Origin of the sequence: Burkholderia sp. HI2714, assembly GCF_002223085.1 — a bacterium.
Classification (GTDB): Bacteria; Pseudomonadota; Gammaproteobacteria; order Burkholderiales; family Burkholderiaceae; genus Burkholderia; species Burkholderia lata_D.
Genome location: NZ_NKFM01000056.1, coordinates 186101 through 205936, shown reverse-complemented (window position 1 = coordinate 205936; position 19836 = coordinate 186101). Strand labels below are relative to the sequence as shown.

Sequence of the window (19836 nt, the reverse complement as noted above, 5' to 3'; positions counted from 1 at the left end):
TGGTTCCTTGTGTTGCGTGCTTATGCGCCGATGCGCTTCTCGATCGCGTCCTTCGCGTTCTTGCCGTCGATGGTCGTGACGCCGTCGAGCCACTTCGACAGCACGCCGGGGTTCTTCTTCGCCCATTCCTTTGCCACGGCGACCGGATCGGCGTGATTCATGATCGGCACCATCAGCTGGTTCTCTTCGTCGGTCGTGAACTTCAGGTTGGTCAGTAGCCGGCCGACGTTCGGGCAGCGTTCGAGATAGCCGGGCGTGACGAGCGTATAGACCTTCGCCGAGCCGTAGTTCGGGCCGAACACGCTGTCGCCGCCGTCGAGATAGGCGATCTTGTAGTTGATGTTCATCGGATGCGGCTCCCACGCGAGGAACACGATCATCCGGTGCTCCTGCACCGCGCGCGTGACCTGCACGAGCATCCCGGCCTCGCTCGATTCGACCAGCTTGAAGCCGCCGAGCCCGAACTCGTTCTTGTCGATCATCCGCTGGATCAGCGCGTTGCCGTTGTTGCCGGCGCCGATCCCGTAGATCTTGCCGTCGAGCTGGTCGTGGAACTTGGCAATGTCGGCAAAACTCTTGAGGCCCTTGTCCGACGCGTATTGCGGCACGGCCAGCGTGTAGCGCGCGCCGATCAGGTTCGGCTGAGGCAGCTGGTGGACGGCGCCGGCATCGACGAACGGCTTGACCGTCGGCGTCATGCTCGGATCCCAGTAGCCGAGGAACGCGTCGATCTGTGCCTTCTTCACGCCGGCCAGCACGATCGGCGGCGACGCGATCGTCTTGGTCGCCTCATAGCCGAGCCCGTCGAGCAGCATCATCGCGACACCGGTGGTGGCCGCGATGTCGCTCCAGCCGACATCGCCGAGCGTCACCTTCTTGCAGACGTCGCCTTCCGACGCGTGACCGGGGGCCGTCGCCAGCGCCGCCAGCAGTGTTGCGGCCAGCATCCATGCCTTCTTCATCATGTTGGTCTCCTAAGCAAGTGTTCCGGATCGTGTTGCCTGAATGGTCTGACGATTGATCGTGCTGATCGGATGAAACAAACGAACTTGGGTCTGGCTTTGTAGTTTTGCGTACCGTATATTAGAACGCACAAAATCGCAAGAACGCACAAAAATACAACCATCCGGTTGCTGAGATTGGCGACGGGCGGGGCGAGGGCAGGAAGAATCGGGCGACGGCCCCGGTGGGCCGTGTTTCATCAGGTAGACCAGGCAAAGCAAGGAGACCTCGCATGATCAGTCAGCTGGAAATCGTGTCCCGCCTGTTGCTGGCGGCATTGCTCGGCAGCATCGTCGGCATCGAGCGCGAGCGCCTGTCGTGGGCGGCCGGATTGCGCACGCACATGCTGGTGGCCGTGGGCGCCGCGCTCGTGATGGTCGTGTCGGCGTTCGGCTTCGCGGATATCCAGAACGCGAAGAACGTGTCGCTGGACCCGTCGCGCGTCGCCGCGCAGGTGGTGTCGGGCATCGGCTTCCTCGGCGCCGGTTCGATCATGCTGCGCGGCGAGATCATCCGCGGCCTGACGACCGCGGCGAGCCTGTGGGTCGTGGCGGCGGTCGGGCTGGCCGTGGGCGGCGGCATGTATGTCGCCGCGATCGCCGCGACGGCGATCGTGCTCGCGATCCTGGCCGGCCTGAAGCCGATCGAGAAGCGCTTCTTCGCCGCGCGGCAGCGCTGGGGCGTGCGCATCCTCGCGCGCCGCGGCGCCGTGAAGCTGACGTCGCTGCAGGCGATGCCCGGCATCGACCAGGCGCGCATCGTCCAGTTCATCATCGAGCAGGACGACGCCGCGCCGGACGACGACCGCATCCACGTGGTGTTTTCGAAGATGACGAGCCGCGAGTTCCAGGCGGTCCGTCAATCCCTGCAGACCCTCGTCGGCATCAAAAAGATGGAGGAGAGCGCAGCGTAGTCCGCCGTTCGAATAATATTGGCGTTCATTCCGAGGACATTCCATGTGGCAAGAAGAGCGATACCAGAGGATTCGGCTTCTGTTATCGAAGATGCAGCGCGTTTCCACCGACCGGATCATGGCCGACCTGAACGTGTCGCGGGAAACCGTGCGGCGCGATCTCGTCGACCTCGAGGCGCTCGGTGAACTGAAGCGCGTACACGGCGGTGCGGTGCAGGTGGGCGACGAAGCGCCGATCGCCGAGCGCGCGCAGACGCACGTGAAGGCGAAGCTGGCGATCGCCCGCGCGGCGGTCAGGCTGGTCACGGGCTCGCAGACGCTGTTCATCGACGCGGGCACGACCACGACGCTGCTGGCCGAGGAACTGGCGAAGCTGTCGGGCCTCACGATCGTCACGAATTCGATCGACGTCGCGCTGAAGATGCGGTCGAGCGACCCGGCGCAGGCGAACAACGAAACGATCCTGCTCGGCGGGATGATCGGCAGCCGCGCGGCCGCGACCGTCGGCGACGGCACGGTCGCCGAAATCTTCCGCTACCGCGCCGATCTCGCGCTGCTGTCGCCGGTGGGCGTCGATGCCGTGCGTGGCGCGACCAACTACGACCGGATGGAAACCGAAGTGGCGCGCGCGATGGTCAGCAACGCGGCGAACGTCGCGATCCTCGCCGATTTCAGCAAGCTCGGCACGAACAGCCGGATCAGCTTCTGCGAGCCGGCGCGGATCGGCACACTGGTGACGGACCCGAAGGCGGAGTCGGTCGAAAGCTTCAAGAGCCTCAAGAAGGCTATCAAGCACATCGTGCTGGCGTAGATTTATTTAAAAATACCGTATGGCCCGTGGGCGATCATGTCACTACGCAATCGCCCGCTGATTCTGGCAACTGCGACCATTTCGCGCGACCGGCGCGCCTTCAGGACAGCGCGCGTAAGGATTCCGCGTACGACCAGTTGACGCCAGAGACGTTGACGACGGCCTGCCACGCGGCTTCTTGATTCGCGCCATCGAGGAGGTGTGGGTGTCGCTGCGCCTCAATCGGGCCTGAGAACTTCCCTTGAGCGGAGGCGAAGAATTGCCCTGAGACCTCGGTTCCGAACTTCGAAGCCTGGATATACCGGCCCGCTGCCGTCTCCGGCGTCTGATTCATGCCGGGAATGAGGTTCGCGATCGGGATAAACAGATACTTCACGGCCAGGCTAGCTTGTCGCGAAACGTTGGTCGCAGTCGCCGCACCGGGGGAGACGGCGTACACGCCCATGCCAGAGGGTAGCCGCCGCGCCAGCGCTGCGACCCACCAGGCGACGAGGAGCTTCGCGTCGGCATACGCATTGTTGGGCACGTACTTCACGTTCGGCCCGTTGCGAATCAGGGCTTCCATGGCAGCGGTCAGGTCGCCCTGGTGGTATTTGGCAGCGAGTGCGTCCACGTCGGTGTATTTGAACATGGGTACGCCCCCTCGGGCAGGCTCCGCGCTGGTGATGACAATCCGTGCGTTGGGGCTCAGCAGGTTGGCGCGGAGCAACCCGACAGTCAATTGATGATGACCGATGAGCGGGGCCTGAGAAGCCTCGACGCCCTCCGCGGTGATCACGCGCGCCTTGCCAGGAACCATCCCTGCATTGAGCAGCAGGAAATCGATCGGCCGACCTCGCTTGACGAGTTCGGCGAGCGCGGACTGGACGCTGGCCGGCGTGTCCAACTCCAGTTCCAGCGGTGTGAAGACCTGTCTTTTAGCTTCCGTTGCGAGTTGAGCGGCCGTTTCCTGGGCTCGAGCCAGGCTGCGGCCAGTGACGATGATCTCACGCCAGCCCTCTCCGGCAAGTGTGCGGGCAGCCGCATAACCGAGCCCGGAGGTGGCACCGGTGACGAGCACGATCGAATGTTCCATGGGCGTCTCAGTGTTGAAGGGGGAAAGGGGGAAGGTCGAGTCGTGAGGCCACGGACGACTTGCTAATTTAGAACTATTCAGTTATATATTTGCGCGATGACGAGTGTCAAGGAGTTTTGAACTAAATGATTCAAAATGCTGCCAGGCCGAGGGGCCGACCGCGCAGCTTCGACGAGACGGGGGCGCTGGAAAAGGCAACTCAGGTGTTCTGGTCGAAAGGCTACGACGGAGTGACGATTGACGATCTCGTCGCCGGGATGGGTGTGGGACGGCCCAGCCTGTATGCTGTCTTTGGGGACAAGCGGGCGATATTCTTGCGGGTCCTTAAGGCGTACGCGGAACGGAAAGGTGCATCAGCCGCGAAGACACTCCTCTCACCACTGAGTCTTCGCGACTCGATCACGAGCTTTCTGAGGTACGCCGTCGAAAGTGCGACCGAGAAAGGGTCCGCCCGTGGCTGCCTTCTGATTTGCGTCGCGCCGCTCGTGGACGACCCCGAGGTCCGGCAGTTCCTGCAAAACGCGGCCGCTGGCGGCGCCGCGCTGGTGGAAGGTCGTTTCCGGGACGCAATCATCGCGGGAGAAATCCCATCCGACTTTCCCGTCGCCGCGCGCGCAACCCAAGTCACGGATTTAGCGCGTGGGCTAACCATGCGTGCGCAGCTAGGCGTGCCGCGCAAGATGCTCCTCAAAGATGCCGAGGAAGCGGCCGACCTGGTGCTCCTGCCGCGACGCGTCTGACGGGTTATTGGACAAGAATTCATTGAGAAATGACCACGACAACTGACATGAGCGGCGGATCCGGGCGTTTCGTCGTCTGATGAACAAAGTGGCGACGTGGTCAATCGACTCCACGCGCGCCGATGGGAACACAACCGTTTTTTCACTTACTGCGGCAGCGCGGGACGAATATTTCATTTTCGTTGGCACGTGCTGGTTGTTCGATGCCACGCTTGCTGAAAAAATCGCCTCAACTTCAACGACGCATTTTTCATAATTGGTGGCACCCGACCATACAACGCAGGCTTGCCCACCGGCGGCCGCTGCTGTTCTCGGGCGCCGACCTCCTGCCCGCGCCGCGCCACGCCACGTGAAGCGGCTGGCCGGCGCGCGCCGCACCGGCCATCGTGTATGCTTGCCCGCATCGTTCAAAGGGCGGGACAACATGAAGACACCGGCACACCCCAAGCCTGAGGTGCGGTTCAGGATGCGTATCCAGCAAGCCGACACGATCGCGCTCGGGCCGGGCAAGGTCGCGCTGCTCGAAGCCGTGCGCGAGCACGGTTCGATTTCGGCGGCGGCGCGCAGCCTGAAGATGTCGTACCGGCGTGCGTGGTTGCTGATGGACGAACTGAACCGCTCGCTGAAATCGCCGGCGACGGTGTCCGAACATGGCGGGCAGAGCGGCGGCGGCAGCGTGCTCACGCCGGTCGGCGAGGAGATCATCCGGCTCTATCGCGGGATCGAGGAGCAGGCTTACGCGGCTTGCGCCGACGACATCGCCGCGCTCACGAAAATGGTCCGGCGCTGAAGGTACGCTTACGCTGACAACGGGCTTTCATCGGCCCGCTGAAGGGCCGCGTGCAACGTATGCGGCGAAACGAATCAGGCGCTAGCCGTGCCGCAGGCAGAAGCGCGACACGTCGCCCGTGGTGGTATCCGGTGCCATCACATCGCGCGCTTGCGCATCGAGCCGCCCGATCAGCTCGACGAAACTGGCGACGCTCGCCGTCCGCAGCGGGTAGTACGCGATGTGGTGGCGTTCGCAGATGCGCTTGAGCAGGTTCATCGAATCGTGGTCGATACAGTCGACCGGGAACACGACCATCCGCGCACCGGGTAGTGCCGCCGCCAGCAGGCCCTTGCGATCCTCGATGCCGCCGTCGTGCAGCGTCACCTCGCCACCCGCCGTTTCGACGATCCGCTTGATCGCGCGGTTCGAGCCCGGACGCCCGCCGACATACACCAGACGCGTACCCTGAAGGATCGACAGCGGATCGGCCACGCGTTCGGCCGGATCGTCCGCGGACGCCTGCACTGCCTGTTCGATCGCGCTCGCTTCGGCGCGCAGCGTCTTCACCATCGCCATCAGGTCGTCGAGCCGCGCGCGCATCGCGCGGGCGCTCGCCTGTTCCGCGGCGATCCGCTGCTCGGCCGCCTCGCGGCGGCTCGTGTGCAGCGCGAGCCGTTCGTCGCGCACGGCCAGCGCTTCGCGCAGTTCGTGCACTTCGTCGCGCAGGACGCTTTCCGCCGCCAGCGGCTGCGCGTTCTGGCGCGCGGCGAGGGCATCGCGTTCCTGCAGCGCCGCGTCGCGCTGCGCGCTCATTTCCTGCAGGCGCGCCTGCTGCCGTTCGATCTTCGCGTGCAGCGCCGCATTCTCTTCCTCCAGCGCGACCAGCCGCCGGATATCGGCGCGATTGGCCGCGCCGACCAGATGCGACAGCATGTGCAGGTCGCCGAACGCGGCCTGGCGTACGCCCATCGTCGTGCGCGGATGCGTCATCAGCGCCCAGTACGCGGGCGGAATGTCGCCGCTCTTCAGCGCTTCCTTCCAGCGCGCGAGGAGTTCATCCGCATCCTTCGCGCTGTCGAATGCGCGGATCGCACCGGCGTAGCGCTCGTCGAGCGCCTTGTGCAAGGCCTTGGCGCCGGCCGTGCCGTCGATGGCGAGTTCGACGGCCGCGTGATGGATCTCGAGGTCGGTCGCGCGCTGGCGGTCGAGGTCGGTGAACTTCGGCACGAGCTTGCGCAGTTCGTGCGTGGTCAGGCAGGTGCCGATGATCGAGCAGTGCAGGTTCGCATCGAGCTCGGACAGGCGCGCGCGGCGCTTCAGCTCGGTCAGTTGCGCGCGCGACGGCGCGCAGCAAGCGTCGATCCGCGTGCCAGTTGCCGCGGGCAGGTTACCGCCGGGCGTCGAGAGATCCACCGTGCGGGCAAGGCGAAAGGGCGGAGCGTGCATGTTGACCTCTGTCCGGCATGGTCGGGCCGGAGACGGATGCGCGAAAGATTCGCGAAATATACCACGGAATATAACGCTAGAAATTCAGGGGAAGTCACGGAGCAACGCGGTGTGGCACGGTCAGCAGAGCGCAGTTGAATGGTCGGTGAGCGATCGTGCGGACGGGGCCTCGGGCGAAACGGGGAGCGATGCCGGCGCATGACGCGCCATCACGTACTCGACGCACAGCCCGACGAACAGCAGGTCGACGCGCTCCAGTGCGGCGACCGCGTCGCGCATCGCGGCCGGGTCGTTGCTGAACGAATCGGAGAACACGTCGTCGCGTGTGCGTTCGAGTCGGCGTGCGTGGCCAATCACCCGTTCGAGTTCGGGCAGGCGCGTGAAGCGGGCGGCGCGGGCGTCGTCTTCGAGCGTCGACAGCAGTTCACGAAAGCCCATCGCGGACAGCGCATCGTCCGGCGTGTCGTCGGCATGCGCGGCCGAGAACATCAGGATGAAGCGCACGACGCTGCCGCGTAGACGCCGGAACGCGTCGACGACATCCGTGATCTGCTGAGCGCGTGCATCGCTCGACAGCGGCCTGAGTGCGCGGATCTTGCGCGCGAGCGGCTGTTCCCGTGCGGCGCGCTGCGAGACGCGATCCGTCGGCGTGCGGGGCATGGCGAGTCTCCGGAAGTGCAGGTATCGATATATTCTAAGGAATATATCGAATGCGCAGAAAAAGACGGCACGTGGAGGAGACACGGTGCCGTCAACGGCCGGGGCGGCCGACTGGTCAGTCGATGTCGCTCACGGCCGTTCCGAACGCGGCCATGAAGCGGAGGTACGCGCCGTCGGGCACGAGGATGTGCGCGGTGGCTGCGCACATCCGGCCCGCGTGTGTGAACGCGCGGGCGCCTGATGCTGCCGCGTGACCGCCGCCGGCAGCACGGTGGTCCGGGCGCCGGCCGTTTCGTCCATCGTCGGCCGACCGGCTGGATCCGTGCGCCGGCAGGGTTTTCATCAGGACCTCCGGAGCGCTGCACGATTCATCATGACGAAACCACCGTCGCAGCCAACCGCAGGAGGGCGCACCGTGACGTCCGATTCCATTCCTTCGACCGCCTTCGTGTTCGCCGGCGGCGGCAGTCTTGGTGCGATCGAGGTCGGCATGCTCCGCGAGCTGGTCACGAGCGGCGAACGGCCCGATTGCGTGATCGGCGCGTCGGCGGGCGCGATCAACGCCGCCTATTTCGCCGGCCGGCCGGATGCGGACGGCGTCGCGATGCTTGAAGCGCTGTGGTGCAAAATCCGCCGCCAGGACGTGATGCCGTTCTCGATGCGCAGCCTCTTCGCGATGCTGCTGCGCAACCGGCCGCATCTGGTCGAGGCCGACGCGCTGCGCCTGCTGCTGCAAAAGAACCTGCCGTACCGCCGGATCGAGCAGGCCGCGTTGCCGCTCCACATCGTCGCGACCGACGTGCTGAGCGGCCGCGAAGTCGTGCTGTCGGCCGGCCCGGTCGTGGATGCGGTGCAGGCCAGCGCGGCGATTCCCGGCGTGTTTCCGTCGGTCAGCATCGACGGCGTGGAACTCGTCGACGGCGGCGTCGCGAACAATACGCCGATCTCGGTTGCGATCGCGCTCGGCGCCAAGCGGATCGTCGTGCTGCCGGCCGGGTTCGCCTGCGCGTTGCGGGTCCCGCCGCGCAGCCCGATCGCGCATGCGACGCACGCGCTGACGCTCGTGATCGCACGGCAACTGGTGCGCGATCTGGAGCTATACGGGGCCCGCGCGCAAATTCATGTCGTGCCGCCGCTCTGTCCGCTCGAGGTGTCGTCCTACGACTACTCACAGTGCGCACAACTGATCGACAAGGCCGCGGAACGCACACGCGTGTGGATCGAGGCGGGCGGGCTCGCGGCGTGTGCGATTCCTGGCCAGTTGCGCGAGCACGATCATGCTGCGGCGCATTCGCATTGATCGTTGCTCACGCACCGTGCAAACGCATGACCGACGAGCGCCGGTTGCCGTGCCGCCTGGGCCTCTTTCCGGAAATCGGTAAAAAAAACGGCACCGTGCCACGAGACACGGTGCCGCCAACGGCCTGGAAGGCCCCACTGATCAGTCGATCGCGCGCATCGCGTGGCGCAGTTCCTGATAGCTGCGCAGCCCCGCCACGCCGAGTTCGCGCCCGATCCCGCTGAGCCCGAACCCGCCCCAGCACACGTGCGGGTAGATGAGCTGCGGCGCGTTGATCCACACGAGCCCCGCGCGCACGCGCTGCTGGAACTGCTTGGCGATACCCGCATCGCGCGTCACGACGGTCGCGACGAGCCCGTAGCGCGTGTCGTTCGCGAGCGCGATCGCTTCGTCGTCGGTGCGGAACGATTTCACGCATGCAACGGGGCCGAACACTTCGTCGGTCCACAGCGGGTTGTCGGCGGCCGGCTCGGCGATCACGACGGGCGCCATGAAGAAGCCGTCGCCGCCGGTATCCGCCACCCGGCCGCTGAAGGCGACGCGAGCGCCCGCATCGATGCCTTGCTGGAGCATCGCTTCGACGCGCGTGCGCTGTGCGGCCGAGATCAGCGGCCCCATCGCGACCTGTTCCGCGGCCGGCGGCGCGACGACGAGCGCGCGCACGGCGGTCTCGAACGCGGCCATGAAGCTGCGGTACACGCTGTCGTGCACGAGGATGCGCGCGGTGGCCGAGCACATCTGGCCCGCGTTCGTGAAGGCGCCCGCGACCGCGAGCGACACGGCGACGTCGAGGTCGGCGTCGTCGCGCACGATCAGCGACGACTTGCCGCCGAGTTCGAGCGTCACGCGCTTCATGTCGACGGCCGCGGCCTGCATGACCTTGCGGCCGGCCGCGGTGCTGCCGGTAAACGAGATCTTGTCGATCAGCGGATGCGCGGTCAGCGCCGCGCCGACGTCGGCGCCGCCGTTCACGACGTTGACGACGCCGGCCGGCACGCCGGCTTCGGCGACGATGTCGAGCAGCGCGTGTTCGGTGGGCGACGTGAGTTCGGACGGCTTCAGCACGACCGCGCAGCCGGCGGCGAGCGCGGGCGCGAGCTTCCACGCGGTCGTGACCATCGGGAAGTTCCACGGCATGACGAGCGCCGCGACGCCGACGGAGTCGTAGAAGCGTTCGGCCGTGACGGCGTCGCTCGGCAGTGCGACCGGTTCGGCCGCGAACAGCGCCGGGTCCTCGCACAGCGTCGCGTAGTACGCGAACGTCGCGGCGACGTCGCCGACATCGGCCTCGGCTTCAAACGGCGGCTTGCCGCTCACCTGCATCTGCAGCGCCGCCAGGCGATCGCGCGATGCTTCGACGCGTTCGGCGATCTTGGCGAGAATCCGGCCGCGCTCGGCGGGCGGCGTATCGCGCCAGGCGGCGAACGCGTCGCGCGCGGCGCGCACTGCCGCGTCGACGTGCGCGGCCGTCGCGAATTCCTGCCAGCCGATCGCGGCACCGGTCGACGCGTCGAAGATCGGCGCGCCGGGCGCGCCGGGCGCGTCGGCAGGCGTGCGCACGGGCTGGCCGGCGATGTGCGCCGCGGGCAGCACGAACGTGGCGGTGGAACGGGAAAGCTCGGCGGTGGACATGAGGGTCATCCTGTCGGTCGGGTTAGCGGTAGGCGACGCCCGGCATCACGCAGAGCATCTCGAACGCGAGGTTCGCGCCGGTGAGCCCGGTGGTGCCGGTCGGATCGTACGGCGGCGCGACTTCGACGAGGTCCGCGCCGACGATATTCAGGCCCTTCATCCCGCGCACGATCTCGAGGCCCTGCTGCACGGTGAGGCCGCCGATTTCGGGCGTGCCGGTGCCGGGCGCGAACGACGGATCGAGTCCGTCGATGTCGAAGCTCAGGTAGACCGGCGTGTCGCCGACGCGTTCGCGCACCTGCGCCATCAGCGGCGCGAGCGACTTGTTCCAGCACGCTTCCGCTTGCACGACCGTGAAGCCCTGCTGGCGGCACCAGTCGAAATCGTCCGCGTGGTAGCCGGTGCCGCGCAGGCCGATCTGCGTGACCTTGTCGCATTGCAGCAGGCCGTCTTCCACCGCGCGGCGGAACGGCGTGCCGTGCGCGATCTTCTCGCCGAACATCGTGTCGTTCACGTCCGCGTGCGCGTCGACGTGCACGACCGCGACCTTGCCGTACTTTTTATGCAGTGCGCGTAGGATCGGCCACGCGATCGTGTGGTCGCCGCCGAGCGTGATCGGCCGGCAGCCGTTCGCGACGATCTCGTCGTACGCTTCTTCGATGCGGCGCACCGAGTCCTTCAGGTCGTACGGGTTGGTCGCGACGTCGCCGATGTCGGCCACCTGCAGCGAATCGAACGGCGCCGCGCGCGTGGCCATGTTGTACGGGCGCAGCAGCACGGATTCGGTGCGGATCTGGCGCGGGCCGAAGCGCGAGCCCGAGCGGTTCGACGTGCCGAGGTCGAGCGGCACGCCGACGAAGCACACGTCGAGGCCGTCGGTCGTGGCGGCTTGCGGCAGCCGCATCATCGTGGCGATGCCGCCAAAGCGCGGCATGTCGTTGCCGCCCATCGGTTGATTCAGTTCGCGGGACATGGGCCGTCTCCTTTTTTTGAGGTCAAGCGATCGGCCGATGGTAGAGGAGAACGCCCGCGCGAAGATTTTGAAGTCGCAACGTTTACATCGACGGGCTTCGATGCAAGTGGCGCCGCCGCATCGACGCGGCGCAACCGAACGGGGCCGCACAGTGCGGCCGGGTGTGTCAGCGTGGGATGTCCGGCGGCGCGGCGCCGTCGTGCGAGCCGGCGGAAGGAAATGCGGTGGATGCCGAACCCCACGCGGCGAGCTCGCGCTTCGTGCGCACGCCGAGCTTCGCGAACGCGCGCTTCACGTACGACTCGGCCGACGCGACGCGCACGCCGAGGATCCCGGCCGTCTCCGGCACGGTCTTGCCGGAGAGCAGGTGCTTGCAGGTTTCGTATTCGCGCTTCGACAGCTTCACGCCGTCGGCCGCGATCCGCGCATCGAATTGCGCGAGCGGATGGACGTCGGGCGTCGGGTGCGCGACGCGCCGCGCGGCCGTGGTCGACGCATGCAGTTCGAGCAGCGGGAACAGCACGTCGCTGATGCTGCGAAAGCGGTTCATCTCGGCGAGCGTGAACGGCGGCCGGTCGCGGCCGCGCTCCAGCGCGATCGAATGCTGCGAATAGCGTGTGCCGCGGGCGAGCACGCATTCGTGCCCGATATGCACGTCGTCGAACAGCCGCTGGCGGAATTCGCCGGGCGGGATCGCCGCGATGTCGCGCACGACGAGCATCGTGCCCGTCTTGCCGCGCAGCCCCGCGAACAGCGGGTCGCTGTCGAGAAAGCGCTCGTAGTAGAGCGTCATCACGTCGGAGATTTCGGTGGATTCGGTATCGATGCCGCTGCTACCGATCCATTCGCATCGATAGCCGGTGGGCATCGAGCCGTCGACGCGCGAACGTTCGACGTGCGCGACGTCGAGCGGCACGACTTCGTTGAGCAACTGCGTGAGGCGCGGCACGAAGTGCGGCGTGCCGACCGTTTCGATCAGCTCGCCCAGCACCTTGAACGACACGTTGAAGCGGTCGTTGTCGCGGTGGAAGGGGTTCACGTTGAGCAGCATGCGGTTCCCCGGGTGAAAAGCGGCGCGATTGTAGCGGTCACAACGAAAAACGTCTTTAGGGGGAAACACCGTCGGTTGTCCTGCCGACCCGTTCGCCCCGGAAAATACCGCTTGTCCCCCCCGGAGGGGGGCATACCGGGGCAGTGTAAATGAGTAACTTTGTCTCTGCTTTTTTCAATCGAGAGACGAAAGATTCACATGACCAAACTGATCAAGGACATCCTGCCGCTCGGCGCAGGCATCGGCGAATTCACGAAGCTCGACTTCGGCATGGACGAAAGCGACTGGCGCGCGGCGGAAGGCAAGAGCGGCAACTACATCATCGGCTGGTGGGAAGGGAAAGTCGGTTCGGTTGAGTTTCCGGAAACCGCGGCCGATGAAGCCGTGTGGCTCGTCGAGGGCCGGATCGCGCTGACCGACGTCGAAGGCAACCGCAAGGAATTCACGCCGGGCCAGGGCTACCTGCTGCCGGCCGGCTTCGCGGGCCGCTGGGAGACGATCGAGGACGCGAAGAAGTTCTACGTGCTGCTCGAGAAGTCGTGATGTCCGAAGCCGCCGCTGCGGTGTCGTCGTCCGTGTGACGCGCGCCCGGCGGCGGTTTCGCTTTTCGCGTGTGATGGCTGGGATCATGGAAATGGAAGTCAAAACAAGAGAGACTGCACCGGAGCAGGCGCACGCAATGCGTGGCGCGCCGGTCGCACTGGGCGTCGAGGCGGCGCTCGCGAATACGAAGCTGTTCCCGTACTGGCTCGACAACCCGGCGGCGCCGGTCACCGAGCCGGAACTCGTCGGCGACGTGACGGCCGACCTGCTGATCGTCGGCGGCGGCTTCACGGGGCTATGGGCGGCCGTGCAGGCGAAGGAACAGATGCCGCACCTGAACGTGGTGCTGATCGAGGCCGGCAAGGTGGCGCACGGCGCATCGGGCCGCGCGGGCGGGATCATCTCGACGTCGGTGATGCACGGGCTGCCGAACGCGGTGCGCGTGTTCCCGAACGACATCGCGCAGCTCGAGGCATTCGGCCATCACAACCTCGACGGCTTCGAGGACACGCTGAAGCGCTACGACATCGACGCCGATATCGAGTGGAACGGCGAGATGACGGTCGCGGTCGATCCCGAACACATCGCGCACCTGAAAGGCGACTACGACCTGCATCGCGAATACGGCCACAACGTCGCGCTGCTGAACCGCGAGGAAACGCTCGAACAACTGAATTCCCCGCTGTTCGCGGGCGCATTGTGGTCGCGCAATCGCAGCGGCATCGTGCACCCGGCGAAGCTCGCGTGGGGGCTGAAGCGCGCGGCGCTGAAGCTCGGCGTGAAGCTGCACGAGCACACGCCGCTCGTGACGGTGACCGACGAAGGCAGCACCGTATTCGTGATGACACCGAAGGGCAGCGTACGCGCGCCGCGCGTGGTGTTCGGCAGCGGCACCGCGAAGGTCGGGATTCCCGACATCAATCGTCGCGTGATGCAGGTGCGCGACCACGTGCTCGCGACCGAGCCGCTCACCGACGAGCAGCTCGCGCGAATCGGCTGGAAGAACCGCCAGGGCGTGTACGACACGCGCACGCAGCTCAACTATTTCCGGCTGACGAAGCAGAACAACATCATCTTCGGCGGGCTGGTGAGCTATCACTTCGACGGCGACCCGGAACCACACCAGGACGGCCAGCGCGAAACGTATTACCGGCTCGCGGAAGCGTTCTACCGCACGTTCCCGCAACTGTGCGACGTGCGTTTCTCGCACGCGTGGGGCGGCCCGATCGACTACTGCTCGCGCGGTTCGGTGTTCGCGAAGCGCTACCTCGGCGACAAGGCCGTGTTCGTCGCCGGCTATACGGGCTTCGGCGTCGCGGCGAGCCGGTTCGGCGCGTTCATGGGGCTGAACATCCTGTTCGACCGCGACAGCCCCGAGCGCCAGCTCGACATCGCGAACCAGACCCCGAGCTATATCCCGCCCGAGCCGATGCGCTGGGTCGCCGCGAAGATCACGTTCCATGCGTTCGACGGCGCGGATGCGGAAGGCGGCTGGAAGCGCGCCTGGATCAGCGGCATCAAGGCGATGGGCTTCCCGATGTAAACGACTCAGGGGCGGCCCCGCGCCGGGCCGCCCCGTCATGGCGACACAACAAAAGACGATCCCCAGAGGAGACGGTCCGCACCGCGGACACGGAGAGAGACACCAGATGAATGTAGTCAACCTGCAGGACGAAGCGCGACAGGAAAGCGCGCTGTTCGTCGTCGTGATGCTGCTGCTCGGCATGCTCGGGCCGACGGTCTTCCTCGGCCTGCCCGCGATCGTCGGGCAGGTCGAGCGTCATTGGGGCTTCGGCGAAGCGGCGCTCGGGCTGTCGAGCTTCATCGAGGTGCTCGGCGAATCGACGGGCACGCTGCTCGTCGCGTTCGTGCTCGGCCGCCAGCCGGTGCGGTGGGTGCTCGCGGGCGCGGTGACGCTCGCGGCCGGCGCGAACCTCGGCACGCTCGCGACGCACGGGCTGGTGGCGTATTCGGCGTTGCAGTTCATTGCGTGCGTCGGCTCGGGCGGGCTGAACGGCATCGCGCTGCGCTACCTGTCGTATTCGCGCGCGCCGGAACGCAATCTCGGGATCATGCTGATGGGGCAGGTGACGTGGAGCATGGTGCTGCTCGCCTATATTTTCCCGATGCTGAGCGACACCTGGGGCGCGCACGGCGTGTTCGGCTTCGTCGCGTGCGTGCTCGGCATGTTCGTGCTCGCGACGCCGCTGTTTCGCCGCGGCGAGACGATGGCCGCGCCGACACCGGCCGGTGTCGCCGGCCGCATCGACCGCACGGGCGCGATGCTCGTGCTGTGCGCGCAGCTCGCGCTGTACGGCGGCGTCGGCGTCGTGTGGACCTTCCTCGAGAAGATCGGCACCGCGGCGGGCCTGAGCGACAAGTCGGTGTCGCTCGTGCTCGGCGCCGCGAACATCGCGAGCCTCGTGATCTGCGCGGCGATGCCGAAGCTCGGCGCGGGCGCGGGCCTGCGCCGCTGGGCGCTCGTGAATCTTGGGGGCTGCGCGGTCGCGGCCGTGCTGCTCGCGCTGCCGGCCTCGGCCGCGACGTTCACGCTCGGCGCGATCGTCTTCATCGGCTGCTGGACCGGCGGCGCGCTGCTGATCTACGCGACGATTCCGCAGTACGACCTGGTCGGCAAGTCGGCCGCGTTGTCGCCGGGTTGCGTCGCGCTCGGCTACGGCGTCGGCTCGGTCGCGGGCGGGTCGCTGATCGAGCGCGCGGGCACGCAGTCGGCGCTGATCGCGGCGATCGTGCTGTGCGCGGTGGCGTTCCTCTGCTACCGGCGGCTGCGGCCGGCCGTGTTCGGCATGGAACGCGCGCTCGCGGTGGCATCTGAATGACGGTGGCGACGCGCGCCGCTGCCGATGGCGGCGCGTGTCCGGTTCGGTTCATCGGCGCAGGCGGCGAGCGTGGCGTGCGAGGCGCGTCGGGCTGGCCGGCCGGGTAACGCGCACACGCGCAGCGACTTGAAGCATGTTCTCGAATACCTCCGATCTCGATCTCCGGCTCATCCGGGTCTTTCTGGCCGTCGTCGACGCACGCGGCATCACGGCCGCCGAGGCGTCGCTCGGCGTGCGGCAGTCGACCATCAGCACGCAGCTGTCGGCGCTCGAAGCGCGCGTCGGCTTCAAGCTGTGCGATCGCGGGCGCGGCGGCTTTCGCCTGACGTCGAAGGGCGAGCGCTTCGCGGCCACCGCGCGCACGCTCGTCGCGGCAACTTCCGAATTCGTCGCGCGCGTGCGCGACATCGACCGCAAGCTGGTCGGCACGCTGTCGATCGGCCTGATCGGCCAGGCGCCGCTCGTCGAGAACGCGCGCGTGGCCGATGCGATCGGCGCATTCCGCAAGCGCGACCAGGCCGTCACGTTCGCGATGAAGGTCGCGTCGCCGCAGGAGCTCGAGGAAAGCCTCGTCAACAACCAGCTCGATCTCGCGATCGGCTATTTCTGGCATCGCGTGCCCGGGCTGCTCTACACGCCGCTCTTCACCGAGCAGCAGGTGATCTACTGCGGGCGCGGGCATCCGCTGTTCCATGCGTCGCGGCCCGTGACGGCGGACGACCTGCAGCTTCACGACTGGGTCTGGCGCACCTATCCGGTGCCGGAGGAGCAATATCCGCTACCCGAGCGGCGCGTGACCGCGAGCGCGGACAGCATCGAGGCCGCGACGATCCTGATCCTGTCGGGCGGCCATCTCGGCTACCTGCCCGCGCACTACGCGGAGCCGTTCGAGCAGCGCGGGCTCGTGAAGGCCGTCGGCCGCGCGACGTTCAGCTTCGACGTGCCGCTGCATCTCGCGATGAAGCGCAGCGCGAGCGACAAGCCGATCGTCGACGCGTTCTGCGAGGACCTGCTGCGAGCCTTCAACATCAAGGCGGCCGCGCTGGCCGCGTAAGCCGGCGGCGCGCGTTCAGCAGTCCACCAGCACCCAGTCGAACAGCTCGCGGCGCGTGCGCACGCCGAGCTTCGCGAACGCGCGCTTCACGTACGACTCGGCCGTCGACAGCTTCACGTCGAGCTGCTGCGCGGCCTCGGGCACCGAGCGCCCGCACAGCATCAGCCGGCAGATCTCGTGCTCGCGGCGCGACAGCTGCACGTGCTGCCGTTCGAGGCGCGCGTCGAAGCCCGCCTGCGACGCGGCATTCACCGATACCGACGCCACGCGCCGCGCCGCGCAGGTGCGCGCATGCAGCTCGAACATCGGGAACAGCAGGTCGACCATCTGCCGGAAGTGGAACAGCTCGTCCATCGTGAACGCGGCACGCCCGACGGTGCGTGCGAGCCCGAGCGCGTACTGCAGGTGCGCGTTGCCGTGCACGAGCAGGCATTCCTGCTCGATGCCGGGTTCGTCGAAGATCCGGCGGCGGAATTCGCCGTGCGCGATGCCGTCGACATGGCGCTGCACGAGCAGCGTGCCGGCCTTGCCGCGCAGCGGCGCGACCAGCGGATCGGCCTGGCAGTAGTCCTGGTAATAGACATCCATCACGCGCAGCGTATCGGCCGCGAAGCGCAGGCTGCCGCTGCCGAGCCACTCGACGACGAAACCCGACGCGCTGCCCGTATCCGCGCGCCAGCGTTCGAGGTGCACGGCGTCGGCGTCGATGCTGTCGTTGACGAACTCCGTGACCGCGCCGACGAAATCCGGCGTGCCGACCGCGCGCAACGTCGCGCCGAGCGTGTCGGGGCGCACACCGATCAGGTAGTGGCCGCGGGCGGCCGGGTCGGGCTGGAGAAGTCGCATGGTCGGGCGTGGGCAGTCGGGGGACAGCGCGACGTTACGCGAACGCCGCACACGCGTCAGCCGGGAATTCACCGGATCAACCCGACGAATTTCACACGTTGTCCCCAAAACGATGACAAGACCGTGCCCGAGGCGGCCGGAATTCGTCAAAGCCCCGGCAGCGGGGGGGCATACCGCCACGAATCGTCTGCCTATAGTGAAAGCACTTCGAAAACCTGATCAACAGAAAGGACAGGCCATGCAGATGCAACCGACGCCCGCCGCCGTCAAGGACTCAACGCCGGCGGATTTCGTTCTGACCAACGCGAAGGTCTACACCGTCGATCCGCACAAGCCGTGGGCACAGGCGGTCGCCGTGCGCGACGGCCGGATCGTCCACGTCGGCGACACGGCGGCCGTGCAGGCGTACGTCGGCGCGGATACGAAGGTCGTCGACGCGGCGGGCCGGCTCGTGCTGCCGGGCTTCGTCGAATCGCACTGGCACTTCGAGACGACCGCATTCGCGTTCCAGGCGTTCGTGAACTACGAGGACCCGCAGAAGGTGCTCGCCGCGCTGCGCGAGTATGTCGAGTCGCATCCGGACGAGCCGGCGATCACCGGGATGGGCTGGGTGCAGGCGACCATTCCGCCGGCGCTGCTGCGCAAGGAGACGCTCGACGCGATCTGCGCGGATCGCCCCGTGTGCCTGCTGTCGACCGATTTCCATTCGATGTGGGTGAACTCGAAGGCGCTGGAGATCGCCGGCATCGACGCGTCGACGCCGCCCGTGCAGGAAGGCGCGAGCTGGTTCGAGAAGGACGCGGTGACCGGCGAGCCGACCGGCCTGATCGTCGACGGCGCCGCGTATTCGATGCTGATGCAGCGGATCAGCGCGGCCGGCCTGCTGCCGACCGGCATCGACCTGTATCTGAAATCGATCCCGCCATGGCAGAAGAAGCTGTGCGCGGCCGGCGTGACGACCGTGTTCGACGCGGGCTTCTTCGATCCGAGCGGCGACCAGTCGCTGCTGTACGAGACGCTGCAGACGATGGAGCGCGCGGGCGACCTGAAGCTGCGCGTGGTGGGCAGTGTCGCGGTGATCGGCGAGATCGACGATCCGGTCGGCACGCTCGTCAAATACCGCGAGCAGTACGATTCGCCGCTCGTGAAGGCGCGCGCGCTGAAGCTGTTCCTCGACGGCACCGAAGCGAACCACACCGCGTACCTGCTCGAACCGTACGCGGACCGCCCCGACACCTGCGGCGCGCCGACGATGCCGGCCGACACGTTCAACCACTACCTGGTCGAAGCCGATCGCGTGAACGCGAACGTGATGGTCCACTGCGTCGGCGATGCGGCCGTGCGGATGGCGCTCGACGGCTTCGACACGGTCAACCGCACGAACCCGCCGCGCGACCGCCGCCACGTGATCACGCACGCGTTCCTCACGCATCCGGACGACATCCCGCGCTTCCGCCGCGCGGGCGTGATGGCGAACACGCAGCTGCAATGGGGCGTGGTCGACGCGTACACCGAGCAGCTGCGCGACCACTACGGCCACGCGCGCTGGAGCAACATGTACAAGTTCCGCACGTTCCTCGACGAAGGCGTGAGGGTGTCGATCGGCATGGACGGCCTCGCGTGCCAGTGCCGCTGCCAGCACAAGCCGCTCGAACACATCGAGTCGGGCCATACGCGCCAGCTCGCGGGCGAGCCCGATGCACCGGTGTTCCCGGACATCGCCGAGCGCCTGAGCATTCCGCAGCTGATCGCCGCGTACACGATCCACGGCGCATACCAGCTCGGGATGGAGCACGAGGTCGGGTCGCTCACGCCCGGCAAGCGTGCGGATCTCGTCGTGCTGGAAAACGACCTGTTCGAGGTCGGCCAGTACGACATCGGCCGCATCGACGTCGCGCTGACGATGATGGACGGCCGCATCACGCACGTGGGCGAGGACTTCGGCGTGCGCACGGGCGTGCAGGCATCCTGAGCGGTTTTCGGTTGGCATGACGAAGTGGCGAAGGAAGCTTTCGATTCGCCTACGTGCCGTGCCGATCGGGGCATCCGCGCGGAACCGGATGCCCCGATTGTGCCGCGTGTCCCCCTAACGGCAGGGCAGACCGGCCAATTTCCTCTGGCTACATTTTTCCGGACCGAAGCACACACCGTTCATCGCGAGCGGATCATGATATCGAC

At 66.9% G+C, this 19836-nt stretch carries 18 protein-coding genes; 10 read left to right on the top strand and 8 right to left on the bottom strand.

All coding sequences use genetic code 11. The annotated features are described in order from the left end of the window. Positions 1-20: 20 nt before the first annotated feature. Positions 21-965 carry a choline ABC transporter substrate-binding protein gene (locus tag CFB82_RS31555; protein WP_089486627.1) on the bottom strand — a complete coding sequence of 315 codons (945 nt, stop codon included), beginning with the start codon at positions 963-965 and terminating at the stop codon, positions 21-23. Between the two features lie 269 nt (positions 966-1234). On the opposite strand from CFB82_RS31555, the gene CFB82_RS31550 reads away from it, so the two are divergent. Both CFB82_RS31550 and CFB82_RS31545 read left to right on the top strand, forming a co-directional pair. Further along, positions 1235-1915 carry an MgtC/SapB family protein gene (locus CFB82_RS31550; RefSeq protein ID WP_069250642.1) on the top strand — a complete coding sequence of 227 codons (681 nt, stop codon included), beginning with the start codon at positions 1235-1237 and terminating at the stop codon, positions 1913-1915. A 43-nt stretch (positions 1916-1958) separates the two neighbouring features. Next, on the top strand, positions 1959-2726 hold the full coding sequence (locus CFB82_RS31545; protein WP_089486626.1) for a DeoR/GlpR family DNA-binding transcription regulator: 768 nt from the start codon (positions 1959-1961) through the stop codon (positions 2724-2726). Between the two features lie 100 nt (positions 2727-2826). On the opposite strand, the gene CFB82_RS31540 is transcribed toward CFB82_RS31545, so the two are convergent. After that, the gene (locus CFB82_RS31540; RefSeq protein ID WP_089486625.1) at positions 2827-3801 is read right to left on the bottom strand and encodes an SDR family NAD(P)-dependent oxidoreductase; all 975 of its coding nucleotides are present in this window, start codon (positions 3799-3801) and stop codon (positions 2827-2829) included. A gap of 125 nt (positions 3802-3926) precedes the next feature. Here CFB82_RS31540 and CFB82_RS31535 point away from each other — a divergent pair, with 125 nt between their 5' ends. Together CFB82_RS31535 and CFB82_RS31530 are read left to right on the top strand one after the other, a co-directional pair. Continuing rightward, on the top strand, positions 3927-4541 hold the full coding sequence (locus CFB82_RS31535; RefSeq protein ID WP_069250645.1) for a TetR/AcrR family transcriptional regulator: 615 nt from the start codon (positions 3927-3929) through the stop codon (positions 4539-4541). 466 nt (positions 4542-5007) lie between these two features. Beyond that, on the top strand, positions 5008-5331 hold the full coding sequence (locus CFB82_RS31530) for a winged helix-turn-helix domain-containing protein (protein WP_069250646.1): 324 nt from the start codon (positions 5008-5010) through the stop codon (positions 5329-5331). 81 nt (positions 5332-5412) lie between these two features. Here the strand turns inward: CFB82_RS31530 and CFB82_RS31525 are convergent, their stop codons facing one another. Continuing rightward, on the bottom strand, positions 5413-6759 hold the full coding sequence (locus tag CFB82_RS31525) for a DUF2325 domain-containing protein (protein ID WP_089486624.1): 1347 nt from the start codon (positions 6757-6759) through the stop codon (positions 5413-5415). 120 nt (positions 6760-6879) lie between these two features. Next, positions 6880-7419 carry a hypothetical protein gene (locus CFB82_RS31520; RefSeq protein WP_089486623.1) on the bottom strand — a complete coding sequence of 180 codons (540 nt, stop codon included), beginning with the start codon at positions 7417-7419 and terminating at the stop codon, positions 6880-6882. A gap of 415 nt (positions 7420-7834) precedes the next feature. On the opposite strand from CFB82_RS31520, the gene CFB82_RS31515 reads away from it, so the two are divergent. Continuing rightward, the gene (locus CFB82_RS31515; protein WP_089486622.1) at positions 7835-8719 is read left to right on the top strand and encodes a patatin-like phospholipase family protein; all 885 of its coding nucleotides are present in this window, start codon (positions 7835-7837) and stop codon (positions 8717-8719) included. Between the two features lie 141 nt (positions 8720-8860). On the opposite strand, the gene CFB82_RS31510 is transcribed toward CFB82_RS31515, so the two are convergent. From CFB82_RS31510 to CFB82_RS31500, 3 genes are all read right to left on the bottom strand, one after another. Then, the gene (locus CFB82_RS31510; protein ID WP_089486621.1) at positions 8861-10351 is read right to left on the bottom strand and encodes an aldehyde dehydrogenase family protein; all 1491 of its coding nucleotides are present in this window, start codon (positions 10349-10351) and stop codon (positions 8861-8863) included. A 22-nt stretch (positions 10352-10373) separates the two neighbouring features. After that, positions 10374-11324 (bottom strand): agmatinase, encoded by a 951-nt coding sequence (gene speB, locus CFB82_RS31505; protein ID WP_089486620.1) that lies wholly within the window; start codon positions 11322-11324, stop codon positions 10374-10376. A 166-nt stretch (positions 11325-11490) separates the two neighbouring features. After that, positions 11491-12375 carry a helix-turn-helix transcriptional regulator gene (locus CFB82_RS31500; protein ID WP_089486619.1) on the bottom strand — a complete coding sequence of 295 codons (885 nt, stop codon included), beginning with the start codon at positions 12373-12375 and terminating at the stop codon, positions 11491-11493. Between the two features lie 198 nt (positions 12376-12573). On the opposite strand from CFB82_RS31500, the gene CFB82_RS31495 reads away from it, so the two are divergent. From CFB82_RS31495 to CFB82_RS31480, 4 genes are all read left to right on the top strand, one after another. After that, positions 12574-12918 (top strand): cupin domain-containing protein, encoded by a 345-nt coding sequence (locus CFB82_RS31495; protein WP_011356376.1) that lies wholly within the window; start codon positions 12574-12576, stop codon positions 12916-12918. 85 nt (positions 12919-13003) lie between these two features. Beyond that, a complete protein-coding gene (locus tag CFB82_RS31490) occupies positions 13004-14461 on the top strand; it encodes an NAD(P)/FAD-dependent oxidoreductase (protein ID WP_089486618.1) in 1458 nt (485 codons plus the stop codon). A 106-nt stretch (positions 14462-14567) separates the two neighbouring features. Next, a complete protein-coding gene (locus CFB82_RS31485) occupies positions 14568-15758 on the top strand; it encodes an MFS transporter (protein WP_089486617.1) in 1191 nt (396 codons plus the stop codon). Positions 15759-15891: 133 nt separating this feature from the next. Further along, positions 15892-16812: a LysR family transcriptional regulator gene (locus tag CFB82_RS31480; protein ID WP_069250655.1), complete on the top strand. Its 921-nt coding sequence runs from the start codon at positions 15892-15894 to the stop codon at positions 16810-16812. A 15-nt stretch (positions 16813-16827) separates the two neighbouring features. On the opposite strand, the gene CFB82_RS31475 is transcribed toward CFB82_RS31480, so the two are convergent. Beyond that, positions 16828-17658: a helix-turn-helix transcriptional regulator gene (locus CFB82_RS31475; RefSeq protein ID WP_089446991.1), complete on the bottom strand. Its 831-nt coding sequence runs from the start codon at positions 17656-17658 to the stop codon at positions 16828-16830. A gap of 238 nt (positions 17659-17896) precedes the next feature. Between CFB82_RS31475 and CFB82_RS31470 the strand changes: the two genes are divergently transcribed. Further along, positions 17897-19630: an amidohydrolase gene (locus tag CFB82_RS31470; RefSeq protein WP_089486616.1), complete on the top strand. Its 1734-nt coding sequence runs from the start codon at positions 17897-17899 to the stop codon at positions 19628-19630. The last annotated feature ends 206 nt before the right edge of the window (positions 19631-19836 follow it).

Excerpts from the sequence above, each read along its gene's own strand:
- CFB82_RS31555 (WP_089486627.1), bottom strand. The coding sequence starts at position 965 with ATGATGAAGAAGGCATGGATGCTGGCCGCAACACTGCTGGCGGCGCTG.
- CFB82_RS31550 (WP_069250642.1), top strand. The coding sequence starts at position 1,235 with ATGATCAGTCAGCTGGAAATCGTGTCCCGCCTGTTGCTGGCGGCATTG.
- CFB82_RS31545 (WP_089486626.1), top strand. The coding sequence starts at position 1,959 with ATGTGGCAAGAAGAGCGATACCAGAGGATTCGGCTTCTGTTATCGAAG.
- CFB82_RS31540 (WP_089486625.1), bottom strand. The coding sequence starts at position 3,801 with ATGGAACATTCGATCGTGCTCGTCACCGGTGCCACCTCCGGGCTCGGT.
- CFB82_RS31535 (WP_069250645.1), top strand. The coding sequence starts at position 3,927 with ATGATTCAAAATGCTGCCAGGCCGAGGGGCCGACCGCGCAGCTTCGAC.
- CFB82_RS31530 (WP_069250646.1), top strand. The coding sequence starts at position 5,008 with ATGCGTATCCAGCAAGCCGACACGATCGCGCTCGGGCCGGGCAAGGTC.
- CFB82_RS31525 (WP_089486624.1), bottom strand. The coding sequence starts at position 6,759 with ATGCACGCTCCGCCCTTTCGCCTTGCCCGCACGGTGGATCTCTCGACG.
- CFB82_RS31520 (WP_089486623.1), bottom strand. The coding sequence starts at position 7,419 with ATGCCCCGCACGCCGACGGATCGCGTCTCGCAGCGCGCCGCACGGGAA.
- CFB82_RS31510 (WP_089486621.1), bottom strand. The coding sequence starts at position 10,351 with ATGTCCACCGCCGAGCTTTCCCGTTCCACCGCCACGTTCGTGCTGCCC.
- speB (WP_089486620.1), bottom strand. The coding sequence starts at position 11,324 with ATGTCCCGCGAACTGAATCAACCGATGGGCGGCAACGACATGCCGCGC.
- CFB82_RS31500 (WP_089486619.1), bottom strand. The coding sequence starts at position 12,375 with ATGCTGCTCAACGTGAACCCCTTCCACCGCGACAACGACCGCTTCAAC.
- CFB82_RS31495 (WP_011356376.1), top strand. The coding sequence starts at position 12,574 with ATGACCAAACTGATCAAGGACATCCTGCCGCTCGGCGCAGGCATCGGC.
- CFB82_RS31490 (WP_089486618.1), top strand. The coding sequence starts at position 13,004 with ATGGAAATGGAAGTCAAAACAAGAGAGACTGCACCGGAGCAGGCGCAC.
- CFB82_RS31485 (WP_089486617.1), top strand. The coding sequence starts at position 14,568 with ATGAATGTAGTCAACCTGCAGGACGAAGCGCGACAGGAAAGCGCGCTG.
- CFB82_RS31480 (WP_069250655.1), top strand. The coding sequence starts at position 15,892 with ATGTTCTCGAATACCTCCGATCTCGATCTCCGGCTCATCCGGGTCTTT.
- CFB82_RS31475 (WP_089446991.1), bottom strand. The coding sequence starts at position 17,658 with ATGCGACTTCTCCAGCCCGACCCGGCCGCCCGCGGCCACTACCTGATC.
- CFB82_RS31470 (WP_089486616.1), top strand. The coding sequence starts at position 17,897 with ATGCAGATGCAACCGACGCCCGCCGCCGTCAAGGACTCAACGCCGGCG.